The following is a 22,622-nucleotide window of genomic DNA, read 5'->3' on the forward strand; positions in this document are numbered from 1 at the left end:
GCGTCATTGGCATATGGCGAGTGGCGAGGTCACAGCACCGCGGTGAGGAACTCGCGCGTACGTTCGTGCGTGGGATCGGTGAAGATTTTTTCCGCTGGCCCCGACTCGACCACGCGTCCGGCATCGAACATCAGTACCGTTTCCGAGACGTCCCGGGCGAAGTTCATCTCGTGGGTCACGCAGAGCATGGTGATGTCGGTGTTCCTGGCGATGTCGCTCAGCAGCTCCAGCACGCCCGCCACCAGCTCCGGGTCGAGCGCGGACGTCACCTCGTCCAGCAGCAGGATCTCCGGCTGCATCGCCAGCGCGCGGGCGATCGCCACCCGTTGCTGCTGGCCGCCGGAGAGCTGGGAGGGGTGTGCGTCGGTCTTCCCCGAGAGTCCCACCAGGTCGAGCAGCTCACGGGCGCGGGTCTCCGCCTCGTCGCGGTCCATGCCCAGCACACTGACCGGGGCCTCGGTGATGTTCTGCAGCACCTTCATATGGGGGAAGAGGTTGAACTGCTGGAAGACCATGCCGATCTTCTTCCGGGCCTCGCGCAGATGCTTCTCCGTCGCCGGCCTCAGTGAGCCGTCGGGCGCCTTGGCGTGGGACAGCGGGTCGCCGTCGACCCAGATCACTCCGTCGCTGACCTTCTCCAGCGTCATCAGCAGCCGCAGGATGGTGGTCTTGCCCGAGCCGCTCGGCCCGATCAGGGTGACGTTTTCGCCGCGCCGCACCGAGAAGTCCAGCCCGTCGAGGACGACATGGTTGCCGTACCGCTTCACGACGCTGTCGAAGCGGACCAGCGGATGGCCGGTCTGCGCCGTGGCGGGGACCGGGGCGATGCCCGCGATGCCCGCGGCCGCCGTCTTCTGCAGGGGGAGGGGTTCAGTGGCCAAGGCGCTTCTCCAGCTTTCTCATCAGCAGCGAGGTGGGGTAGCTCGCGACCAGGAAGACCAGTCCGGCGAGCGTGAACGCCTCGGTGTAGGCGAAGTGATCGGCGCCGTACTTACGGGCCTCGAAGACCATTTCCTGCACCGTGATCACGGCGAGGAACGGGGTCTCCTTGAACATCGAGATGGCGTAGTTGCCGAGGGCGGGCAGCACATTGCGCACCGCCTGCGGCAGGATCACGGCCTGCCAGGTCCGCCGCGGGGTGAGCGAGAGCGCCCGGCAGGCCTCCCACTGGCCCTTCGGCACACCGTCGATCCCGGCGCGGTACACCTCGGAGGTGTACGCGGCGTAGTGGACGCCCAGCACCACGATGCCGATCGTCAGCGGCTCCACGGAGGTGAACAGGGCGGCCGCGCCGACCAGTTGGACGAGCAGCGGGGTGGAGCGGATGAACTCCATCACGACCCGCACCGGCACCGTCACGAACCTGCTCGTGGCCCGTCCGGCGACCGCGATGGCGAGCCCGAGGACCGCGGCGACGAGCGTGCCGAGCACGGTCGCGAGCAACGTGACCTCGAAACCTTCGAGTACCAGGGGGAGGACGTCCCGGGCGGCGTTCCGGTCGAAGTCGTTCACCGGGCACCTCCGGTCGCAGAGGCGACGGCCTCCGCGGCGCTGCGGCTGCGCAGCAGCGAGCCCGCACCGGTCTGCAGACCCAGTCGCCGTTTGGCGCTCCGCTCCAGCAGATTCATCAGCAGGGTCAGCGCGTAGGCCAGGACGAAGTAGGCGACCAGCAGGGTCATGTACGCGGTGAGCGTCTCACCGGTACGGTCGCGCAGCTGCTGGATCACGGTCATCAGGTCGGCCGCGGAGATCAGCCACAGCAGCGGGGTGCACTTCAGCAGCTGGATCAGCAGATTGGTGAAGGACGGGATCATCTGCACCCAGGCCTGCGGAAGGATCACCTTCCGCATCCGGTGCAGCGGCGTCATGTTCAGCGCGACGGCCGCCTCGTACTGGGCACGCGGTACGGAGTTGACTGCCCCGCGCACCACCTCGGAGCCGTACGCCCCGTAGTTGAGACCGAAGGCGACGACACCGCAGAGCAGCGGCGTCAGTTCGTACCCCGTCAGCGGCGGCATCGCGTAGTGGAGCCAGAACAGCTGGATGTAGAGCGAGGTGCCGCGGAAGAACTCCACGACCACGCGCGACACACCGCGCGCCACCCGCAGCCGGCTGACCGACATCAGACCGAGGACGAACGACAGGAGCAGGGCGAGCAGCGCGCCCAGGACGGTGGCCTGGAGGGTCACCCACAGCCCCGAGCGCAACTGCGGCAGATCGTCGAAGAAGGCGGAGAAGAAATCACTCATGCGGTGCGTTCCGTCCCCGTCAGCCCTTGCACAGATCGGCCGTCTTCAGGGTGGCAGGCGGGAGCTCGGTGGCCCCGAATCCGTACTCCCGGAGCAGGCCCACATAGCGTGAACCGTCCGAGACGATCTTCTTCAGCTCGCGGTTGAAGGCGTCCCGCAGATCCTCGTTGCCCTTGCGGAAGACGGCGCCGCCGGGGCTGTACTGCTTCTTGCCGTCGAGCTCCGGCAGGAAGGCCCCGGTGACCTCGGTGTCGGGGTTCGTCTTCGCGAGCCGGCGCAGCGAGATGCCGGTGAGCAGGAACGCGTCGATCCGGCCGCCCTTGACCGCGTCGGCGCCGTCCTGCGGCTTCTGCAGTGTCTTGATCTTGTCCTTGGGGATACCCGCGCCCTCGGCGTACTTGCCCTCGACGGCACCCGACATCACGCCGACGGTGATCCCGGCGGCCTTCGCCGATGCCAGGTCGGTGACCTTCTTCGGGTTGCCCTTCTTCACCATCAGCGCGGTGGGCGAGATGAACTCGGGCTCGGAGAAGATGGCGTTCGCGCAGCGCTCCGGCGTGATGGCCATGCCGGCGCTGACCACGTCATACTTCCCGGCCTGCAGCCCGGGGATCAGACCGTCCCACTCGGAGAGCGTGGGCTTCAGTTCGTCGACGCCGAGCGCCTTGAAGATCTCCCGGTGCAGGGTGGGCGCCTCGCCCTTGAGCTGCTTGCCCTCCAGATAGCCGTACGGGGCCTCATTGGCGTACGCGACCCGGACGAAGCCCTGCTTGCGGAGCTTGTCGAGCGCCCCCGCACCGTCCGCGGAACCGGCGTCGGTCTTGCTGCACGCGGAGAGCAGACCGGGAACGACGAGCAGGCCACCCACGGCCGCCGATCGGTTGAGGAAGCCCCGGCGGGACAGGTTCGGGAAGTCAGCCATGGTTCGCAATCTCCTGGAGCAGTCGAACAGTCCGGACAGGAGATGCGCCTGCCCGATCCCGTACGTCTATGCAGGAAGAGGCCTCCTGTGATCGAACAGTGACTGGAGTGCGACCTTCCCGTGTCCCGTCGCGGGCGGAGTGCGACGGCCGGTGTGCAGCGCGTTGTTCCCTGCGTGGAACGCTCCATGACTGACCGTCATGCGGAGATGTCCGTGATGGGCAGGTGAAGTGGCAGGCGGGCCCGGCCCGTTGGGGTCACTCGCTCCGGTCCCGGACGGGTACGTACCCGCGCTGCTTGTCCACCACGTTCGGCAACGGCTCCCCGGCCGACCAGAGTTCGTACATCTCCACGAACTGCTCGCCCAGCCGGTCCCGCCAGCCCGCCGTGTCACCGCTCATGTGCGGCGACACGATCAGATCCGGTACGTCCCAGAGCGGGCTCAGCGGCCCCAGCGGCTCCTGTTCGAACACATCGAGCGCCGCGCCCGCGATCCAGCGCTTGCGCAGTGCGGCGACCAGATCGTCCTCGACGACCATCGGGCCGCGCCCCACATTGATGAATCGGGCCGACGGCTGCATCAGCCCGAAGAACCGCGCGTCGAACATGCCACGGGTCGACTCCGTCAGCGGAGCCGCGCAGATCACCCAGTCGGCCATGGAGGCCAGCCGGTCCAGCTCCGCCACGCCGTGGATGGTGCGCCGCGCCCGGCGTCCCACGAGCGCCACCTGGACCCCGAGAGCGATCAGCAACCGGGTGATCTCCCGCCCGATCGGGCCCGCGCCGACGACCACCGCACGGCTGCCCGCGACCTGTGCGCTCTCCCTGTGGCGCCACAGTCGCCGGTGCTGGAGCTCCAGAGTGCTCGGGAGATCCTTGGCGAACGCCAGCACCAGGCCCGTCACGTACTCGGCGATCGGCCGCTCGAAGATGCCCCGCGCATTGGTCACCACCGTGTCGGAGGCCGCCAGCTCCGGGCAGAGCAGCCGGTCCACGCCCGCGCTCGCCGTATGCACCCATGCCGGGCGCGGTCCGTCACCGGGCCAGGCGGCCCGTACCGCGTCGGAGGTGAAGTCCCACACCAGCAGTACGTCGGCCTCCGGGAGCTGTGCGGCGAGTCCGGCCTCGTCCGTATAGCGGACGGCGGCCCGGCCGGTCAGCCGGCCGAGACGCGGCGACGGGTGGGTGTCCAGGACGAGCAGGGTGGGCTCTGACATGAGAGACGGTCGCTCCGCTGCCTCTGAGATGCACGGATTGACCACGCTCGCACCCCCGCCCGGCTTCGTCAACAGGTCGCAGTGGGGGTGGCGACGGATGGGGGGAATACTGGGGAGGGACGGGCGAAAACGGTCATGGGCAGGGTGTACCCGGCCCCGCCCGGCCCCCGAGTGCCCGTCCAGGAACCCGCAGGAACAGGAAGGGTGGACATGACGACCCTCGGTTTTCTCTACCCGGGCCACCACTACGCGGAGGACGACTTCCCGCGGATGGAGATCCTGCTCGACGCCGTCAGGCTGGTCGTGAACCACACCGAAGTCGACGAGGACGCCTACGGGATCGACGCGCTGCTACGGACCGGTGCACCCGAATGTCTGGCCGCCGGAGTGGCGGAGCTGCAGCGCGCCGGTGTCGAGTCCGTCGTGTGGGCGAGCAGCGGTGGCAGTTTCCTGTACGGCTGGGAGGGTGCCCATGAACAGACCGCCGCCCTGGCCCGGGCGGCCGGTGTGCCCGCCTCCAGCACCTCCTTCGGCTTCGTCCACGCGGTACGGGAGCTGGGCGCCGACCGCGTCGCCGTCGCCGTGACCTACCCCGAGCACATCGCCGAACTGTTCACCGCCTTTCTCCGGTCCGCGGGCATCGAGGTGGCCGCCACTCACGCCGCCTCTCTCTCCTCCGCAGCCGAGGCCGCCGACTGGGACCTGGACCGGGTGAAGGAACTCGTCACGGCCGCGGACCGGCCGGAGGCCGATGTGATGCTGCTGCCCGACACGGCCCTGCACACCGTCTCGCACGTGGCGGAGCTGGAGAAACTCCTCGGCAAGCCGGTCCTCACCGGGAACCAGGTGACGGTCCGGGAGGGGCTGCGGCTGGCGGACCGCCGGACCTGGTCCCCGAGGCTCGGCAAGATCTTTGCCGAGCGCGAGGCGCCCCCGGCCCCGGTGACCGCATGGGGCGCGGGCCGGGAGCGCGCGCACAGCGGGAAGAAGGGGCGGCCCGGAAAGCAGACCCACCCCGGCTGGTGAGCCAGGGGACGGTCGGTGAGTCAAGGGATGGCCGGTGAGTCGGGGGAATAAACGGAGACCACCTCCTGTTGTGCCCTTCCGGACGTATGAGCCGGACGTAGGCGCAACACCGGAGAGGCCAGGACGTGGACGAGATTCGAGGCGACGGGATCCGTGGCAAGACGGAGGGGACGGCCACCGTTCCGCTCTCCGTGCTGGACCTGGTGACCGTGGGCCAGGGCCGCACCGCCACCCAGGCGCTGCGTACGAGCGTGGACATCGCGCAGCTCGCCGAGCGCCGCGGATTCCATCGCTACTGGGTCGCCGAACACCACTCCATGCCCGGCGTCGCCTCCTCCTCACCCGCCGTGATCCTGGCCCACCTCGCCGCACACACCGAGCGCATCAGGCTCGGCTCCGGCGGCGTGATGCTGCCCAACCACGCACCGCTCGTCATCGCCGAACAGTTCGGCACCCTGGAGGCCATGGCCCCCGGCCGCATCGACCTCGGTCTCGGTCGCGCCCCCGGCACAGACGGCGCGACTGCGGCCGCCCTGCGCCGCACGGACCGGCTGGGCGAAGGCGCCGAAGACTTCCCGCAGCAGCTTGCCGAGCTGACCCGGTTCCTGGACGACGACTTCCCCGACGGCCACCCCTACGCCCGTATCCACGCGGTCCCCGGCCCGGTCCAGGCCACCGCCGAGGGCGGGGTCCAGTCCCCTGCCCGCCCGCCGATCTGGCTGCTCGGTTCCTCCGGCTTCAGCGCCCGGCTGGCCGGCGTGCTCGGCCTGCCGTTCGCCTTCGCCCACCACTTCTCGGCCCAGAACACGGTGCCGGCCCTCGACCTGTACCGGGAGTCGTTCCGGCCGTCCGCGGTGCTCGACGCCCCGTACGCCCTGATCGGGGTCTCGGCCCTGGCCGCCGACGACGAGCGCGAGGCCCGGCGCCAGGTGCTCTCCGGCGCCCTGTCCATGGTCCGCCTGCGCACCGGGCGCCCCGGCCTGGTCCCCACGCCCGAGGAAGCGCAGGCGTACGCCTTCAGCCCCATGGAGCGGGAGTTCGTCGACAGCTGGCTGCTCAACATCGTCCACGGCACGGCGGACGAGGTCCGTACGGGCCTCGACGACCTGGCCAAGCGCACCGGCGCCGACGAATTGATGATCACTGCCAACGCCCACGGCGGCGAGGCCCGGCTGCGCAGTTACGAACTGATCGCGGACGCGTACGGGCTGCCGGCGGCCTGACACCGGCCGCCGGGGTTCAGACCTTCAGTTTTCCGCTGCCGATCAGCTCGGCGATCCGCTCCGGGGCCACCGCGCGTGAGTACAACCAGCCCTGCCCGGTGTCGCAGCCGATCCTGCGCAGCCGTTCCGCCTGGCCTGCCGTCTCCACGCACTCCGCGGTGACGGTCAGGCCCAGGCGGTGCGCCAGTTCCACCATCGCCTCGACGATCGTCTCGTCGGCGGGGCTGGGGCGGTCGCCGTCGTCGTGGCGGAAGCCGCGTACGAACGAGCCGTCCAACTTCAGTACGGAGACCGGCAGCCGGCTCAGATAGGCAAGGTTCGAGTAGCCGGTCCCGAAGTCGTCGATGGCGATCCGTACGCCCATTTCGCTGAGCGACTGGAGGGCCTGGAGCGGGCGGCCCGCCGAGCCCATCACGGCGGACTCGGTCAGCTCCAGCTGCAGCAGCCCGGGATCGAGGCCGGTCTCGGCGAGGATCTCCGCGACATCGGTGACCAGGTCGGAGTCCCAGACCTGCCGTACGGCGACATTGACGCTGATGAACAGCGGCGGTTCGGCCGGGTGGTCGAGCTGCCAGCGCCGGGCCTGGCGGCAGGCGGACTGCAGCACCCACCGGCCGAGCTGGACGATCGAGCCGTCCTCCTCGGCGATCGCGACGAACCGATTCGGCGAGAGCATGCCGAACTGCGGGTGGTTCCAGCGGACCAGTGCCTCCACCCCGCGTACGACTCCGTCGGCCATGCCGACCAGCGGCTGGTACTCGATGGTGAACTCACCGCGTTCGACGGCGGGCCGCAGATTGGAGGAGAGCGTCTGCCGGGTCATCCGGTGGGCGTTGCGCTCCGGGTCGAAGACCGTCCAGCGGGCCTTGCCGTCCGCCTTCGCCCAGTACAGCGTGGTGTCCGCAGCCTGCATCAGACCGGTTGCCGAGGTGCCGGCCACGGCCCGTTCCACCACTCCGATCGAGGCCGAGACGGAGAGCCGCTGCCCGCCCAGGTCGAAGGGCTTCTGCAGCGCGGCGAGGACCGTGCGGGCCAGGTCGGTGAGCTGCTGCGTACCGGCGGAGTCCTCGACCAGGATCGCGAACTCGTCGCCGCCCAGGCGCGCCACGAGATGTGAACCGGGGCGGTGCGGGCCGTCCTGGGCCGCGCAGTCGGTGAGCCGGGCGGCGACGGCGGCGAGCAGCCGGTCGCCGATCCGATGGCCCATCGTGTCGTTGACGGCCTTGAAGCCGTCGAGATCGAGATAGCAGAGCCCGATACGGCCGTGTCCGGGGACACTGCCGTCCTGGTACGGCGGGGTCTCCAGGGCGGCCGAGAGCCGTTCGAAGAACAGCGTCCGGTTGGGCAGTCGGGTCACCGGGTCGTGCATCTGGAGGTGGCGCAGCCGCTTCTGCAGCTCACGCCGGTCGCTGATGTCCGCGACGGAGAGCAGCACCCGGCCGGGCCCGGGGCCGTCGGCCCTGCCGGCCTCCGGTTCGGGCATCGGTACGACGGTGATCTCGGCCCACATCGAGCGCCCGTCGGGGTGCTTGAGACTGCGGGTGCAGCGGAACCGTGAGCGCCGGCGGTGAAGCACCTCGCGGTACGCGTGCCAGGTGCGGCCGTCCGCCACGAGGTCGAGCAGATCGGCTGCGGACTGTGTGGTCAGTGCCGCGGCGGGGAAGCCGAGGAGGCCGCCGAGGGCGTCGTTGGCGGCGACGACCAGGCCCTCGTGGTCGATGACGGCCATCGGGAGCGTGGCGGCCCGGAAGGCGGCCCGGTAGCCGTGCGGCTCGGAACCAGCGGCTCCGGCAGGGGACCACAGAGGGTGACGCTCCGTGACCGACGGTCCTGCGGAATGGGGGGGTGTGTCCACCGCAGGCCTCGGCCCTTCGGAGGTTCCGCTCACCGTTCGCTCCCGCCGTGCAGTTCTGTCCTGAACAGGTGTGGCCGGACTGGCCCGCCGCGCGGGGCGCCGTTGTCGGAGGCGGAAACCGCGCGGGAAAGCCTGGTGAAGCATAGAGGTTGGTGCGTCGGCCGTTCCAGCGCCCGACCCCTCCGCGCCCCGCGTTCGCCCCACTTGGGTCAGTCGCGCGCTGATCCGGTTTGCCCGCGGCTGATCGTTTTTGAGCGATTCCGTTCTCTCGCGATGTCCTGGTGATTGATTGTGACTGTCCGTGAGGGTGAATGCCTCGGCCGACTGCTGACTCGACTGGGGCAGCTCAACAGGACGAAAGCCTCGAATCATCACAGGGTGGGTGGGTGACTGCATCTCGCACCCGGAGGTAGATGTGCCGCGTCAGCACGGAACCGGGGGAGTGGGGAGGCCGAGCCTGCGAGGTGTGGTCGCGGCTGCGACCTCCCTTCTGGCGCTCGCTGCCACCTCCCTCGTCGCCGGGCCTGCCGTGGCGGCCACCGGCGAAGCGGGTCCGTGCGCGCTGCCCCGGACCGAGGTGCACCACTCGCTCGGCGTGGGGGACTGGAACGACGCGTACCCCCGCCCCGACCACTTCCTCGACGCGGTCATGGTCTTTCTCTCCTTCCCGGATCACCGTCCCGCCAACACCCCCAAGGAACTCACCGCCGACTACTTCCCCGCCACCACCCAGTTCTTCCAGCGTGCCTCGTACGGGAAGTTCACCCTGCGCCCGCACCCGCTGCAGCAGTGGATCCAGATGCCCAAGGCGTCCGACTGGTACGGCATGCAGCGGGACTGGAGCAACGAGCGGCGCAGCGCCTATCTGCGCGACGCCATCGCCGCGGCGGACCCGAAGGTCGACTTCTCCCGGTTCGGCATCGTCTATCTGGTCGCCGACCCGGACGCCCCGGGCGTCGACTCCGACGCCACCAAGGTCGTCAACTTCGACCAGCCGCTGCACGCCGACGGTACGGACATCCGGCGCGTCGTCACCGTCTTCGAACGGCACCCGCCGGACCACAATGTGCTGGCCCACGAGACCGGGCACATCTTCGACCTGCCGGACCTCTACCACCGGCCGTCCGACGGCAAGGGCGACTGGGACACCTATGTCGGCGACTGGGACGTGATGGGCAGTCAGTTCGGTCTCGCGCCGGACTTCTTCGGCTGGCACAAGTGGAAGCTCGGCTGGCTGGACCGCAGACAGGTGGTGTGTGTCCAGCGCAGCCGGGACATCACCCTGGAGTCGATCGCAGCCGTGCCCGTGCCCGGGGCCTCCGTCGGCACCCGGCTCGCGGTGATCAGGACCGGTGAGGGCAGCGCCGTGGCCATCGAGGCCCGCGGCGCCACCGGCAACGACCGGACGACCTGCACCGAAGGCGTCCTGCTCTACCGGGTGCGCAACGCAACCCCGTCCGGCGGCGGCCCGGTCGAGGTCATCGACACCCACCCCCGCACCGACGCCTGCTGGGACCTGTCCGTCTACGCGCCGCTCGCGGACGCCCCGCTGCGGGTCGGCGAGACATACAGCATCCCCGGCGCGCACGCCAGGGTCGAGGTCGCCGACCGGACGCCGTCGGGCGCCTGGACGGTCCGGATCACCACGGGAGCGTAGGCTCCCACGAACACGGAAAGGCCCCTGACGCAGGCCTTCCGCGAACACGAAGAAGCCCCCTCGCTTTCGCGAGAGGGCTTCTTCCGTCTGTGCGCCGCCAGGGACTCGAACCCCGGACCCGCTGATTAAGAGTCAGCTGCTCTAACCAACTGAGCTAGCGGCGCCTGCTGACGTCGTAGACATTAGCATCCTGATCGGCAGGAGGAAAAATCGAATTCCTGGCCGCCGACGAAGGCGTCGACCTGGTCACCCGTACACAGGCCCAGAGCAGTGCGTCCGGCCCCGGCAGCCAGGGGCTGCGGGTGTCGGGGGCGACCACCCAGCGGGGCCCGGGGGTGGAGGAGGCGCAGGTCAGGGGCGGTACGGTCACCGCGTCCCCGATGCCGTGGCAGAGCAGCGGCGGGACCTTGCCGTCGACGCCGTCCCGCCCCTGCGCGCCCCTGCCGGTCCGCGGTTCGTGGCCGCCGCCCCACTCCTCCCAGTCGAGCAGTGACGGCAGCCGCTGGGCGGTGCCGGGGGAGGCGAAGAGCAGCATCCGTCCGCGGTGAGTGGCGACGGGTCCGGAGCCCGGGCCGTCCGCCCACAGGTGTTCCAGCATCCGGCGCCCGAAGAGGGTGGGCACATTCACCACGTCGAAGGCCGAGCCGCACGGCAGCACCCCGGGCGAGGAGGGGTGGGCCTCCCACTGGGCCAGCGCGCTGCGCGGATAGGCCGCGGCGCCGGCGAGCCAGGCGGCGCCGGCCGCCGTGACCTGAGCCGTCTGGTTCGCGGCCCGGTCCCGCAGGAGGGCGAAGATGTCGGCGCCGTGGTGGGGGCCGTCGCCGTGATGCAGGGTCGTTTCGTCTGGCAGCCATGCGCTCATGTGCCCATGTCTACCGGGAGTGATCAAGTGGATTCCGAGAGTTGCCGGAAAGCGGGACAGGTAGGGGTGCGGAGGAGTATCTTGCGCTCGGGCATATGCCACTGGTTGTACCCGGCGTCAGGACCTGGCGTGGACGGGCGGTCCGGATGGTCCGATGCGATGGCGGGCCGGGGTCGGTGGCGGGCCCGGTGCGGCGAGCGCGACGGGGCCGATACGGCGGTCAGGGCGTGGAGCCGCCCAGCAGGCTCCGGCCGAACTCGACCATCTTCTTGGCATAGTCCTCGGTCCACTCCGCACGCTGCGCGATGTCCGCGGTCGTCAGCCGGTCGAACCGGCGCGGATCGGCGAGCTGGGCGGCGGCGATCGCCTGGAACTCGGCCGCACGGTCGGCTGCGGCACTGAACGCCAGGGTCAGCTCGGTGGCGCGGGACAGCATCTCCTTCGGATCGTCCATCGACTCCAGGTCGAAGAAGTGCTCAGGATCGGCGACTACCGCCGACGGCTCGAAGAGCAGGGGCGCGGGACGCAGCCGCTGCCGCTCGTTCCGCTCGGGTTGTGCCATGCGGTGTTTCCTCCTTCGGTGGGCCCGACAGCCACCCTCCATTGTCCAACGTCGCGCAAGTGGCCTCCACGGATGCCCGGAAGGGGGGCTGCGACCTGCCGGGACCGGGCGCCCTCACACCTCCCACCGCGCCCGGTGCTCGCCCAGATGTGCCAGCACCGCGTGGCGGTGCGGGTGTCGCCCATCGCCTCTACCGTCCCTCAAAAGCGGACCGGGGTCATTGTGACGCCGACCGATAGTTGGCCATCTCGATCCGTAGTTGGCCATCGCCCCGTTTCGACTGCCCAAGACAGGCCCAAGCGTCTGTCGGGGGCTCAGCCGCTCGTCTTGGTTCGGTGACCCGCGTCACACCCGGCTCCTGTCAGCAATCCGGGCGCCGTCTCGTTCGAAGGGCACGCGAACGAGACAGGAGCAACGCCATGAAGCACCGCATCGTCGTACTCGGCGCCGGATACGCCGGGGCCTTCGCCGCCGGAAACCTGGCCCGCCGGCTCTCCCCCGCCGACACCGAGATCACCGTCGTCAACGCCGTGCCCGACTTTGTTGAGCGGATGCGGCTCCACCAACTCGCGATCGGCCAGGACCTCGCGTTCCGCAAGCTCGCCGACGTATTCGCGGGCACCGGGGTGCGGCTGCGCCTGGCGCGCGTCACCGGCGTCGACCCCGAGCGCCGGACCGTCGCCGTGACCGGCGAGGACGGCGACGGCGAGCTCGCGTACGACACGCTTTTCTACGCGCTCGGCAGCTCCGTAGCCCACCATGGCGTTCCCGGCGTGGCCGAGTACGCCTTCGATGTGACCGGCCGGTCCTCGGCGCTGCGTCTGCGCGAGCGCCTCGCCGGCCTGGGCGAGGGCGGCACCGTGCTGGTCGTCGGTGAGGGGCTGACCGGCATCGAGACCGCCACCGAGTTCGCCGAGTCCCGGCCCGACCTCTCGGTCGCGCTCGCCGCCCGCGGCGAGCTGGGCGCCTGGCTCTCCCCGAAGGCCCGCCGTCACCTGCGCCATGCCTTCGACCGGCTCGGCATCACCGTCCACGAGCACACCGGCATCGAAGTCGTCGAGCCGACACAGGCGATCGCCGCCGACGGTACGTCCATCCCGGCCGACGTGACGGTGTGGTCGGCCGGGTTCGCCGTGCACCCCATCGCGGCCGCCAGCGGCCTGGAGGTCGCCGAGACCGGCCAGATCGTCGTCGACCGCACCATGCGCTCGGTCTCGCACCCGGACGTCTACGCCGCCGGTGACTGCGTCTACGCGATCGGCGAGAACGGCCGGCCGCTGCCGATGTCCTGCGCCTCGGCCGGCTTCACCAACATGCAGGCGACCGCCGCGATCATCGCGCGCCTGACGGGCAGCGAGGTCCCGACCACCGGGCTGAAGTACCACGGCAACCACATCAGCCTCGGGCGGCGGGACGCGATCTTCCAGATGGTGGACGGTGACGTCCGGTCGAAGTCCTGGTACCTGGGCGGCCGGACCGCCGCGCGGCTCAAGTCGGGCGTGCTCAAGGGGGCCGGGTGGGGCATCGCCCACCCGACCTTCGGCATGCCGAAGCGCAAGCGCCGCCTGGCCACCGCGCCTGACCGGGCCGGTGTGAGGGGCGCCGCATAGGCTGTTCCGAATGGACAACGCAGCCATCGATCGGTTCGAGGCCAGCCGGGGCCGGCTGGCCTCGCTCGCGTACCGTCTGCTCGGCTCGGCCGCCGACGCCGAGGACGCCGTGCAGGACACGTTCCTGCGCTGGCAGGCCGCAGACCGCGAACGGGTCGAGGTGCCGGAAGCGTGGCTGACCAAGGTCGTCACCCATCTCTGCCTCGACCGGCTCCGCTCGGCGCAGGCGCGCCACGAGCGAGCGGCCGGTGCCTGGTTGCCCGAGCTACTCCTCGAGGGCGACCCGATGCTCGGCCCGGCCGAGACCTTCGAGCAGCGCGAATCGGTGTCCTTGGCCGTGCTGACCCTCTTGGAGCGCCTCTCGCCGGTCGAGCGGGCCGTCTACGTCCTGCGTGAGGCCTTCTCGTACAGCCACGCCGAGATCGCCGGGATCCTCGACATCACCGAGTCCGCGAGCCAGCAGCATGTCCACCGGGCCCGGATCCGGGTCGTCGCCGAGCGCCGCCGCGGCGGCGAGGCCGACCCCGCGTCCGCGCGCCGGGTCGTCGAGGAGTTCCTCGCCGCCGCCACGTCGGGGCGCACCGAACGGCTGGTGGCGCTGCTCACCGACGACGTGACGGCGGTCTCGGACGGCGCCGGACTGGGCAAGCGGCTGTTGCGGTACAAGACGCGCGAGCGGGTCGCCTCCTACGTGCGAGCCGGCTTCAAGTCCACGCCGGCGAAGCGGCGGCTGGTCGGCGGCTCGCCCGCGATCCATATCGCGCTGGTCAACGGCTCCCCAGCCGTCCTCGCCGTGGTCGACGACCGGGTCGTGGGCGCCGTGGCGTTCGAAGTCAGCGACGGCAAGGTCGCGTCCCTGCGCGGCATCGCCGCCGCGGACCGGCTCGCGCGCCTCAACGAGGCCTGGCGGCAGCACGAACCCGACGCGCCGGTCATCAACGCATGGTGACCGGAGCCACCGTAATCCAGTGACCTGAGTCGGAGCGAGGACGGCACCCCTTCGGCCCCCGCGCTGCACAGCAGCACGGGGGCCGAAGCACGTCGGTCTCCCGAATCGGACTCGGCCATGCAGTTCGGATCCCCGATGGCCAACTATCGGTCGACACAGTGGCCAACTACGAATCGTCACGGAGGGCTGACCAGGGCGGATCCGAACGCCCCTGGCCACCGATCGCTCGAAGTCACAGTCATGAGTAGAAGTACTCAGGACCCCGGTGGGTGGTCAGCGCAGGAGCGGCGAACCGGTCAGCTTCCACGCCCGGGCACCCTTGCCCGCCGTCTTCGGTGTCGTAGATGACAGTGGCGTCCGACGAGTACCACAGGCCGTTGTTGAGCGTGGCGGACGGAGCCGTTCACGTCCGCACGACGACCTTCAGAGTCACACACCAGCCAAACCTCGGGCCGGCACACCCCAATCAATCGCGGGTCAGCCCATAAGAGTTCAACACCGTTGCGTTTGGTCCCTGAGCTGTACGTCAAGCCCTGCTGAACAACGCAACGGGACCGCCTGATAGATCAACGATCGGCGAAGAGAGTCGATCAAGGTCAGGGGTCCCGTTGCAGGAGAAGTCTGTCATCACGTCCACGATCGAGACAGCCCGGGGTGTGTTCGCGCCGGGTCATTTGGGGGAGTTGACCCAGGTCGTGGACTTTGCTCTGGTGGACGCGGTGCTGGAGGAGACCGGCCGGCGCGAGCAGCGCCTGCGGCTGCTGCCTTCGCGGGTGGTGGTGTACTTCGTGCTCGCATCGACGAAGCCTGCCGGGACCTGCGGCTTCCCGCGTTCCGTGAACGGTTCGTGGAGCTGGCCGCCGCTGCCCGGCGCGAGCAGTCGACCTACAAGCAGTTCCTGCTGGACCTGCTGCAGACCGAGGTCGCCGACCGCGACGTCCGCCGTCAGCAAAGGCTCGTCCGCGCGGCGAAATTCCCCCGGCCAAAGCGGCTGGAGGACTTCGACTTCGACAAGAACCCCAACGTCTCCCCGGAAGTCGTCGCCGATCTGAAGTCCACGTCCTGGGTCCGTGAGGGCCGTCCGCTGGTGCTGATCGGTGACTCTGGCACCGGCAAGTCCCACCTGCTGATCGGGGTCGGTACCGCGATCGCGGAGGCCGGACTGTCCGCCCGTTACATCACCACCCAGGCCCTGGTGAACGAGCTCGCCGAAGCCGAGGCGGCCAGGCGGCTGTCCTCGCTCATGGCCCGCTACACCAAGGTCGACCTGCTCTGCCTGGACGAGTTTGGCTACGCGAACCTGGACAAGAAGGGCGCCAAGCTGCTGTTCCAGATCTTCACCGAACGCGAGGAGCGCAAGGCCACCGCGGTCGCCACGAACTCCCCGTTCGCCGAGTGGGACAAGACCTTCGGCGACCGCCGGCTTTGCGCGGCCATCGCCGACCGCATTACGTTCCGCTGCACGCTGATCCAGACCGGCACCGAGTCCTACCGCTTCCAGTCCACCGAAGCCGACCGCCAGGCCACCGCACGGTCATGAGGCTCTCTGAATCCGGCTCTGACCAGACTTGCGTGAAAGCTCAGCCCGGTGACCAACTCCGTTGGTCACCCAGGGACCGCGGTTCTAATCTGACGAGGTGATGAAACCGGAGGGGAGCCTGGTGCCGCGCCCGAGCGCGCGCGTGGTGTTGCTGGACGACGCCAGTCGGCTACTGCTGTTCTCTGCCCTGAACAAGGGGGACGGTTCCGTTCGGTGGTTCACCCCTGGAGGCGGACTCAAGCCAGGCGAAAGCCACGAGCAGGCAGCCCTGCGGGAGTTGCGAGAAGAAACCGGGCTGACGAACCTCTCGCTGGGTCCGGAGATTTGGCGAGGGCGTCCGTGGACAGCGGTCCGGGGCGGCGTCGCTTATGAGGTTCGCCAGCGCTACTACATGGCCCGGACGCCTGCGTTCCAGGTCGATACCTCGGCTTTCGAGGAGATCGAGAAGGCCGCGATCACCGGGCACCGCTGGTGGACCATAGCGGAACTGGCCGCGACCTCGGATGTGCTGCGGCCGGCTGAGCTGCCGAAACTATTGGCGTCCTTGCTGACCGACGGCCCACCGAACCGGCCGATCCCCGTAGACGGCTGAGCGCACGTCCTTAAGCACACCGCCGACCAATAGCCGGCCGAACGCGAGGCCGGGCCCTGCCGAACCGCGCCTGTCAGGGACACGGACCAGCAGGACCCGGGGCAACCAAACTATCGCCAAACACCTCCGGACCACGGCGGACACTCCACATCCACAGGCGTGATGTCACCCGACAGGGGTGGCTCCCGAACCCGTTGACGATCATGGACCTGTGTCGGGCCCTCGTCACAGATGGAGCAAAGTGGCTCCCAAACTCGCCGATGCAGTGGCTCCCGTTCACCGGTTCAGGCACGGATTCCGTGAAGTGGATCAGGTCGCCTGAGGGTCCGTCACGGTCTGTGGTCAGCCCGATTCTTCCCCGGACGCCGAGACCGGGCGACTCGCGGTGAGAGAGAATGCTCGGCATGACGACTTGAAGAGCACCGGCCGGGCGACAGCATTGGCGAAAGGTCGGGGGCTGGGACACGATTCCCGACGGCGATCGAATCAGCGGGCGGGAGCTGGCCGTCAGGTGCGGTTGGTCAGAGTCGAAGTCATCCCGTATCGAGAATGCCAAGACCCCTCCCTCCGACGCGGATATCAAAGCGTGGTGCCGGGCCTGCACCGCTGATGACCAGGCCCCCGACCTGATCGCTGCCAACAGGCAGTCCGCAGACGCTCATGTGCAGTGGAGGCGACTCCAGCGAAGCGGTCTCCGCCGTTTGCAGGAGTCGACTGGGGATCTCTACCAACAAACAAAGATATTCAGGGTCTACGTCTCCGACGTGATCCCCGGATTCCTCCAGACACCCGGATACGCCGCTGCCCTGCTGTCATCGATCGCAGACTTCCGGGGGACCCCGGACGACGTGAGCGATGCTGTGGCGGCCCGGGTGAGGCGTAACGAGGTGCTGAGCAATGGCGCACGCCGGTTCTCGTTCGTACTGGAGGAGTCGGTGCTGCGGTACCGGCTGTGCAGCGCGGAGACCATGGCGGCACAGCTTGGCCACCTGCTTGGGGTCATGGATCTCCAGAACGTAGCCGTGGGGCTCATCCCGTTCTCCGCGCAACGAGCCCTGTGGCCCATGCCCACCTTCACGATCTTCGACGACACCAGGGTGCACGCGGACACCCTGGATGCTGCTGCCACCCTTACGCAGCCCAGCCAGGTCGAGCTGTACAGCCGGGCCTTTGAGCGGCTGTCACAGGGAGCCGTGAGGGGAGCGGCTGCACGTTCTCTCATAGCGGGTGCGTTGGCGTCCCTGGACTGACTGCCTGCGCGTCATCGCAGCTCAGGGACGCCAGGACACACGGTGCTCCAGGAGGTGAAGGTATGTGGTAAACATTGCGTCCCAGCCGTCCGGGAACTTCACCGTGACCCCCAGCTGCACCGGCTCCGTCGACGGGTGCTCGTCCAGCAGCTCCGTGACGCCCGCCCGGCACACCACGATGCACGCATGCCGGTGGCGCGAGGCCAGGACGCACAGCCGGCCCGTCTCCAGATGGAACGCCGTGGCGTCCGGGCGGCCGGACAGCGGGTGCAGGACCACCGTCACATCGAACTCGCGGCCCTGGAGCCGGTTCGCCGTGTCCACCGCCACGCCCGTCACACCCAGCTCCGCGAGCGCCGCCCGTACCGCCGCCGCCTGGTCGCGGTGGGCGGTGCCGACCGCGACCCGGTCCGCCGTCACCGGGACCGGATCCGGGGAGCGCTCGCTCGTCGCCGCGCCACCCCGGCAGAGGAGCCGGCGGACGACCAGGGCCACCGCCCGTACCGCCTCCGGATCGGTGCGCGGGGTGTGCCGGGCCGGGAGTTCGAGCAGGCCCCAGCCGGATTCCGCGGCCTCGTCCAGCACCCGGTCCGGCGCAGAGCCGTCGGACGCGACGCCGAACGTCAGCCGCCGGTCCCCGTGGCCCGTACCGCTGCGGAACGGGGTGTACGGGTAGAACGCGTCCGAGACGAGCGGCGCGGCGGAGGCGGGCAGCCGCCACGACACCGGCAGCCGGTGCTGCGGCAGCCCGGGATTGTGCGCGAGCAACGTGGAGACCGCGCTCGCGGACGGGTCGTACGACAGCCCCGCCCACTGGTCCGCGCCGACGATCGAGAACGGGTCCAACTGGCCCGGATCGCCGACGAACAGCGCCCGTTCGAAGAGGCTCGCGACGGCCAGCAGGGCATCCGAACGCATCTGGTACGCCTCGTCGACGATCGCATGCCCCCACGGCTCGACGTTCTTCACATGCGCCCACTTGGCGGCCGTCGAGATGACGACGTCGAGTCCGGCGAGATCCGACGCCTTGGCCGACTTCCGTACATTGGCCAGGCCGTCCAGCACCTTGTCGTACGGGTCGGAGTCATTGCTGTGCAACCGCCCGACCGGCAGCCCCGGGTCCTTCTCGGCCAGCCGCACCACCAGGTCGTCGACCTGGGCATTGGTCTGCGCGACCACCATCAACGGGTGCCCGGCCGCCGCGAGTTCGAGTGCGGCACGCACCACGAGCGTCGATTTGCCCGCGCCCGGCGGGGAGTCCACCACGATGCCGCGCGACGTACCGCCCAGGGTGTCGGCGAGGATCGCGTCGGTCGCCCGCGCGGCCTGGGCGCCCGGGTCGAATACGGCCGTCACAGAAGGTCCTCCGCGGTCACGGGATCGGGGCTCTCGGCCTGCCCGGCAGTGGCGCCCGGCGGGCCGCCGTGCGTCCAGGGCGTCTCCTCGGGGTCCGGCAGCTTCGGGCCGCCGCGCTGATCGTGCTCGAACAGCGTCCAGGCGATCCGGTCGCCCGGCTCGGGCACCGAACCCGGGGCCGGCTCCTTGCTCCGGCCCATCCGGTCGGTGATCCGCAGCACCAGCAGGGGCGCGTTCCCGTCCTCCGGCTCCGCGGCGTACTCCACGAACTCGGCGGTCTGCGGCTTGCCGTCCAGCGAGCGGTACACCTTGGTGCGCTCCCCGAGATGCGGGCGCTCGTCCGTGCGGACCGTGACCAGCGGGCGCGGGGACGGGCGCTTCGACTCGCTGTACGCCATCACCACCTCCGTCACGTCGCCGACGAACGCCTCACCGGCCAGCCGCCGCCCGGCCAGCACCAGCGGATCGTCCAGCGCCTCCTGCGCCTCCAGCTGGGCCTGCGCCGTCTCGCGCGAGGCCAGCTTCTGCGCGGCCGTCACCGCATCGTCCCGGCGAGGCTGCGGCGGCTCACCGGACCGCACCCGGTCCCGGTGACCGGTGAACGACCAGCGGTCCCTCGTCCAGCGGTCACCGGCCCGAGACCCCTCGGGCAGCTCCTTCAGCAGATCGAGCCCCTGCCACACCGCGTCCCAGGTCGGCCGCAGCACCCCGGCCAGCAATGCCCTGATGTCCCGCTCGGCGGCGGTCAGTTCGGCGAGCCGGGCATCGGCCGCCAGACCGTCCTCGGCCGCTGCGAGGGAGGTGCGCGCCCGGTCGTACTTCTCGATGGCGGGCGCCAGCAGCCGGTTGTCGAACGCGGGGTCCGTGGCCGGACCGGCCGGCGGGCACAGCAGCTGCCCATCGCCGTCCCGCTCCAGCTCCGCACGGAGCGCAGCCCGCGCCCCGGACTCGCCCGTCGGGGCGGCGATCCAGGCCAGCAGCGCGCCCAGATGCTGATCCTCCAGGCTGCTCTGCCCGGTCGCCCAGTGGCGGTTCAGCAGATCGGTCGTGGCCAGCAGCAGTGAGGAGCCCGGCACTCTGGCCCGCTCCCCGTAGTGCGTCAGCCAGCGGCCCAGCAGCGGGACACGGGCAGGGGCGGGGTACGGGGTGTCGGGATCGTCCTCGGCCGTGCGCCTGAACCGCATGGAGCGACCGAGCAGCCGTACGAAATCGATGCCCGCCCGGCTCGGCACGATCAACTGCGGTGCGTTCGCGCACAGCTCGACCTCGACCTTGACCTTCTTCCCGGTCTCCGGATCGGTCTCATTGCGCTCGGCGGGCTCGACGGCATCCTCGTACGCCTCGATGTGCGGCAGCACCGCCTCGGCCAGCTCGGCGAGGAACGCGAACCGCAGATCCCGGTCGCGCGGCTGCGAAACCGCCAGCAGCCGGGGCGCCTCCCGGTCGGTCCCGACGAGTGCGCCCAGCGGGGCGCCCGCCTCACCGGCGGTGGTCAGTGGCACCAGGACGAGCGGCCGGTCGGTGAGATGGCGGTGCAGGACCGTCGTCATGGGCTGTGCCCGGCCGCTGTCCACGGCCTCCAGCCGGGCCAGGGTACTGATCAGCGACATGACGCACTGCCCTCCAGCGCCTCGGCGCGCAGCGCCGCCGCGCGCCGCAGGGCCACGACCGTCGGATCCGCCGGGTCGCCCTCCTTGCCCGCGGCGGCGGCCAGCACCGCACCCACCGTCGTCAGCCCGCCGAGCTCACCCCGCACGCTCCGCCCCAGCGCCTCCACGGCACCGGCCGCGCGGGCCTTCGCCCGGCAGTGGAAGGCCAGTTCACAAGCGGCCAGGCACTCCGGGGCATACGCCGCGCCGACCGATTCGACCGCGGCGTCGAGCTGCTGCGGGGAGCACTCCGGATCGAAGGTGGTGCCCTCGGGCAGGGCCGCCGCGATGTCCTCGATCCGGGTCAGTCTGGCCAGCTGGCGCCGGGTGACCGCACGCTGCTTGCGTACGTCGACGACCGAGGCGGTGGGCAGATTGGAGAAGTCCTTCGGGCAGACCAGCAGCACCCGGTGGCCGACCTCCGCACCCTCGGTCAGCTCCGCGATCCGCTCCAGCGCCAGTACGTAGACGGCGGACTGCCGGGCCGCCGCACCGACCTTCGCCGCGTCGGCAGAACCGTCGATCATGGGGAAGGACTTGATCTCGACGACCGTCCAGGTGCCGTCGGGGTGCACGGCGACCGCGTCCGGCTCCAGATAGGTCGGGGAGCCCGCCACATCCAGGGCCAGCATCGGGTGGTCCAGCAGCGCCCAGCCGCCTGCCTCGGTCGCCTCCCGCAGCGCCAACGCCGTACGCGCCGCGCGGCCCTGGGGACCGGCCGCGGTCAGATCGGGCACCAGGACCTCGCGCGGAGCCTCGGCGCCGCCGCCGAGGCGCTCGTGGAGCAGCCGCATCAGCTCCGTACCGCTGTCGGCCTTGACCTTGGCCTCGAAGGCGTTGCCCCGGACGAAAGCGAACTGCGACTGGCCGAAGGGGGCCGGTGAACCGAGCGCCGTGGCCAGCGCGGCCTTGTCCACCCCGGCGCCGTCCAGCAGGGCGCGACGTCGGCAGCCGGGGTTGGCGGCGAGGGCGGCCAGCGCGCGGGCATCCAGCGGACGCGGTGCGACAGCCGGGCCCCGCAGCTCAGCGAGCCGCTGCCGGAGTGTCGTCCCCCGCTGCTCCCGCGCCTGCGGGGGCAGCGGCGTCGGCCCGGATTGCGCGACCGGCCGCGGTGCCTGCGTCGGCCGATGCTGCGGCATCGGTGGAATCTGCGGAGGTGGTCCGCTGGCCAGGGATTCGCTCACCCGCCGAAGTCTTGCATCCGGCACTGACAATCGGGGACTTCGTGGTCCGGGCGAACCGCGGGAAGCGGGTCCCGAGCCGGGCGGCGACCCGGTCGGCGAGACGCGTCACCGGTCCGGCCAGCAGGGCTCCGACGCCCATCACGGCAGCGCCCGCGACCGCGTCGAGGAAGTAGTGGTTGGCGGTGCCCATCACCACGAACGTGGTGACCAGGGGGTAGGCGATGCCCACGGCCCGTACGAGCGGGTGCCGGGCGTGGCGCCACAGCAGGATTCCGCACCAGAGCGCCCAGCCGACGTGCAGGCTCGGCATCGCCGCGTACTGGTTCGTCAGACCGCTCATGCCGCGCGGGGCACTCGCCCCGGTGCCCCACCAGCCGTACGAGCTGTACTGCGCCATTGTGTCGACGAAGCCGTGAGTGGCGTGGAGCAGCCGGGGCGGGCAGGTCGGTATCAGCGTGAAGCCGATCAGGCCGAGCAGAGTGGAGGTCATCAGCCAGGTGCGGGCTCTGCGGTACACGGCCTCGCGGCGGCGGAAGAGCCAGATCAGAACGGCCGGGGTGACCAGATAGTGCAGGGACGCGTACACGAAGTCGGCGGGTATGCCTATCGAGGGGTGCTCGGTGAACAGCCGGTTGAGCGGGTGCTCGAAGTTGATGTGGAGCGTCTTCTCCAGGTCCAGGATGCGCAGACCGTGGTCGACGGCCGTGGACACGTCGCCGCGTACCACCAGCCGGCCCGCCGAGTAGGCTGCGTACACCAGGGCCAGCAGCGGAAGCTCGGTCCACCAACGGGGCCGCGGGCGCGGCACGTACGCGGTGCTGGCATGCTGCATCCGGAAGCTCTCCATCATGTGTTCATGCGACCGACGGCGGGCGTACAACCGTACGGTGCGGGTCGGTTGCGATTCTCCCGGGGGTCCT

20 protein-coding genes, 1 tRNA gene and 1 pseudogene are annotated in these 22,622 nt (G+C 70.3%); 9 read left to right on the forward strand and 13 right to left on the reverse strand.

The window, feature by feature from the left end:
• Nucleotides 1-29: 29 nt before the first annotated feature.
• From ehuA to OG953_RS27775, 5 genes are all read right to left on the reverse strand, one after another.
• The gene (ehuA, locus tag OG953_RS27755; RefSeq protein ID WP_405687654.1) at nucleotides 30-881 is read right to left on the reverse strand and encodes an ectoine/hydroxyectoine ABC transporter ATP-binding protein EhuA; all 852 of its coding nucleotides are present in this window, start codon (nucleotides 879-881) and stop codon (nucleotides 30-32) included.
• Nucleotides 871-1,512 (reverse strand): ectoine/hydroxyectoine ABC transporter permease subunit EhuD, encoded by a 642-nt coding sequence (gene ehuD / locus OG953_RS27760; protein WP_405687656.1) that lies wholly within the window; start codon nucleotides 1,510-1,512, stop codon nucleotides 871-873. The genes ehuA and ehuD overlap by 11 nt, the downstream gene beginning before the upstream one ends.
• Nucleotides 1,509-2,249 (reverse strand): ectoine/hydroxyectoine ABC transporter permease subunit EhuC, encoded by a 741-nt coding sequence (gene ehuC / locus OG953_RS27765; protein WP_405687657.1) that lies wholly within the window; start codon nucleotides 2,247-2,249, stop codon nucleotides 1,509-1,511. The genes ehuD and ehuC overlap by 4 nt, the downstream gene beginning before the upstream one ends.
• Before the next feature lie 19 nt (nucleotides 2,250-2,268).
• Nucleotides 2,269-3,171, reverse strand: a complete 903-nt coding sequence (ehuB, locus tag OG953_RS27770) for an ectoine/hydroxyectoine ABC transporter substrate-binding protein EhuB (RefSeq protein WP_405687658.1) — start codon at nucleotides 3,169-3,171, stop codon at nucleotides 2,269-2,271.
• 256 nt (nucleotides 3,172-3,427) lie between these two features.
• Nucleotides 3,428-4,387, reverse strand: a complete 960-nt coding sequence (locus OG953_RS27775) for a D-2-hydroxyacid dehydrogenase (protein ID WP_405687659.1) — start codon at nucleotides 4,385-4,387, stop codon at nucleotides 3,428-3,430.
• Between the two features lie 210 nt (nucleotides 4,388-4,597).
• Here OG953_RS27775 and OG953_RS27780 point away from each other — a divergent pair, with 210 nt between their 5' ends.
• Both OG953_RS27780 and OG953_RS27785 read left to right on the forward strand, forming a co-directional pair.
• Nucleotides 4,598-5,413 (forward strand): decarboxylase, encoded by an 816-nt coding sequence (locus OG953_RS27780; RefSeq protein WP_405687661.1) that lies wholly within the window; start codon nucleotides 4,598-4,600, stop codon nucleotides 5,411-5,413.
• 125 nt (nucleotides 5,414-5,538) lie between these two features.
• On the forward strand, nucleotides 5,539-6,636 hold the full coding sequence (locus tag OG953_RS27785; protein ID WP_405687663.1) for an LLM class flavin-dependent oxidoreductase: 1,098 nt from the start codon (nucleotides 5,539-5,541) through the stop codon (nucleotides 6,634-6,636).
• Nucleotides 6,637-6,652: 16 nt separating this feature from the next.
• Here OG953_RS27785 and OG953_RS27790 read toward each other — a convergent pair whose 3' ends face one another.
• A complete protein-coding gene (locus tag OG953_RS27790; protein WP_405687665.1) occupies nucleotides 6,653-8,524 on the reverse strand; it encodes a putative bifunctional diguanylate cyclase/phosphodiesterase in 1,872 nt (623 codons plus the stop codon).
• A gap of 409 nt (nucleotides 8,525-8,933) precedes the next feature.
• Here OG953_RS27790 and OG953_RS27795 point away from each other — a divergent pair, with 409 nt between their 5' ends.
• Complete coding sequence (locus OG953_RS27795) at nucleotides 8,934-10,148, forward strand: M6 family metalloprotease domain-containing protein (RefSeq protein WP_405687666.1); 1,215 nt, start codon at nucleotides 8,934-8,936, stop codon at nucleotides 10,146-10,148.
• A 90-nt stretch (nucleotides 10,149-10,238) separates the two neighbouring features.
• Here the strand turns inward: OG953_RS27795 and OG953_RS27800 are convergent.
• The 3 genes from OG953_RS27800 to OG953_RS27810 all read right to left on the reverse strand — a co-directional run bounded on the left by OG953_RS27800 (nucleotide 10,239) and on the right by OG953_RS27810 (nucleotide 11,572).
• Nucleotides 10,239-10,312, reverse strand: a tRNA-Lys gene (locus OG953_RS27800).
• Nucleotides 10,303-11,010 (reverse strand): hypothetical protein, encoded by a 708-nt coding sequence (locus OG953_RS27805; protein ID WP_405687668.1) that lies wholly within the window; start codon nucleotides 11,008-11,010, stop codon nucleotides 10,303-10,305. The genes OG953_RS27800 and OG953_RS27805 overlap by 10 nt, the downstream gene beginning before the upstream one ends.
• Nucleotides 11,011-11,230: 220 nt before the next feature.
• On the reverse strand, nucleotides 11,231-11,572 hold the full coding sequence (locus OG953_RS27810) for a hypothetical protein (RefSeq protein WP_405687670.1): 342 nt from the start codon (nucleotides 11,570-11,572) through the stop codon (nucleotides 11,231-11,233).
• Nucleotides 11,573-11,991: 419 nt separating this feature from the next.
• On the opposite strand from OG953_RS27810, the gene OG953_RS27815 reads away from it, so the two are divergent.
• The 6 genes and pseudogenes from OG953_RS27815 (at nucleotide 11,992) to OG953_RS27840 (ending at nucleotide 17,513) form a co-directional block, all read left to right on the forward strand.
• Nucleotides 11,992-13,182 carry an NAD(P)/FAD-dependent oxidoreductase gene (locus tag OG953_RS27815; protein ID WP_405687672.1) on the forward strand — a complete coding sequence of 397 codons (1,191 nt, stop codon included), beginning with the start codon at nucleotides 11,992-11,994 and terminating at the stop codon, nucleotides 13,180-13,182.
• A gap of 10 nt (nucleotides 13,183-13,192) precedes the next feature.
• Entirely contained in the window at nucleotides 13,193-14,131 is a 939-nt protein-coding gene (locus tag OG953_RS27820) for a sigma-70 family RNA polymerase sigma factor (RefSeq protein WP_405687674.1), read from the forward strand.
• A 608-nt stretch (nucleotides 14,132-14,739) separates the two neighbouring features.
• Nucleotides 14,740-14,928, forward strand: a pseudogene (locus OG953_RS27825) (transposase domain-containing protein); the annotation flags it as partial.
• A 20-nt stretch (nucleotides 14,929-14,948) separates the two neighbouring features.
• Nucleotides 14,949-15,671 (forward strand): IS21-like element helper ATPase IstB, encoded by a 723-nt coding sequence (istB, locus tag OG953_RS27830; protein WP_405692101.1) that lies wholly within the window; start codon nucleotides 14,949-14,951, stop codon nucleotides 15,669-15,671.
• Between the two features lie 100 nt (nucleotides 15,672-15,771).
• The gene (locus tag OG953_RS27835; RefSeq protein ID WP_326771047.1) at nucleotides 15,772-16,263 is read left to right on the forward strand and encodes an NUDIX domain-containing protein; all 492 of its coding nucleotides are present in this window, start codon (nucleotides 15,772-15,774) and stop codon (nucleotides 16,261-16,263) included.
• A 467-nt stretch (nucleotides 16,264-16,730) separates the two neighbouring features.
• Nucleotides 16,731-17,513: a helix-turn-helix domain-containing protein gene (locus tag OG953_RS27840; RefSeq protein ID WP_405692102.1), complete on the forward strand. Its 783-nt coding sequence runs from the start codon at nucleotides 16,731-16,733 to the stop codon at nucleotides 17,511-17,513.
• A gap of 21 nt (nucleotides 17,514-17,534) precedes the next feature.
• Here OG953_RS27840 and OG953_RS27845 read toward each other — a convergent pair whose 3' ends face one another.
• From OG953_RS27845 to OG953_RS27860, 4 genes are read right to left on the reverse strand one after another with little or no spacing between them, the layout of a single operon-like run.
• On the reverse strand, nucleotides 17,535-18,869 hold the full coding sequence (locus OG953_RS27845; protein ID WP_405687675.1) for an AAA family ATPase: 1,335 nt from the start codon (nucleotides 18,867-18,869) through the stop codon (nucleotides 17,535-17,537).
• Entirely contained in the window at nucleotides 18,866-20,479 is a 1,614-nt protein-coding gene (locus tag OG953_RS27850; protein ID WP_405687677.1) for a hypothetical protein, read from the reverse strand. Before OG953_RS27850 ends, OG953_RS27845 begins: the two co-directional genes overlap by 4 nt.
• Complete coding sequence (locus OG953_RS27855; protein ID WP_405687678.1) at nucleotides 20,470-21,657, reverse strand: hypothetical protein; 1,188 nt, start codon at nucleotides 21,655-21,657, stop codon at nucleotides 20,470-20,472. Before OG953_RS27855 ends, OG953_RS27850 begins: the two co-directional genes overlap by 10 nt.
• On the reverse strand, nucleotides 21,542-22,534 hold the full coding sequence (locus OG953_RS27860) for a phosphatase PAP2 family protein (protein ID WP_405687680.1): 993 nt from the start codon (nucleotides 22,532-22,534) through the stop codon (nucleotides 21,542-21,544). The genes OG953_RS27855 and OG953_RS27860 overlap by 116 nt, the downstream gene beginning before the upstream one ends.
• Nucleotides 22,535-22,622 lie beyond the last annotated feature (88 nt).

This window comes from Streptomyces sp. NBC_00057, assembly GCF_045041165.1.
Lineage (GTDB): Bacteria > Actinomycetota > Actinomycetes > Streptomycetales > Streptomycetaceae > Streptomyces.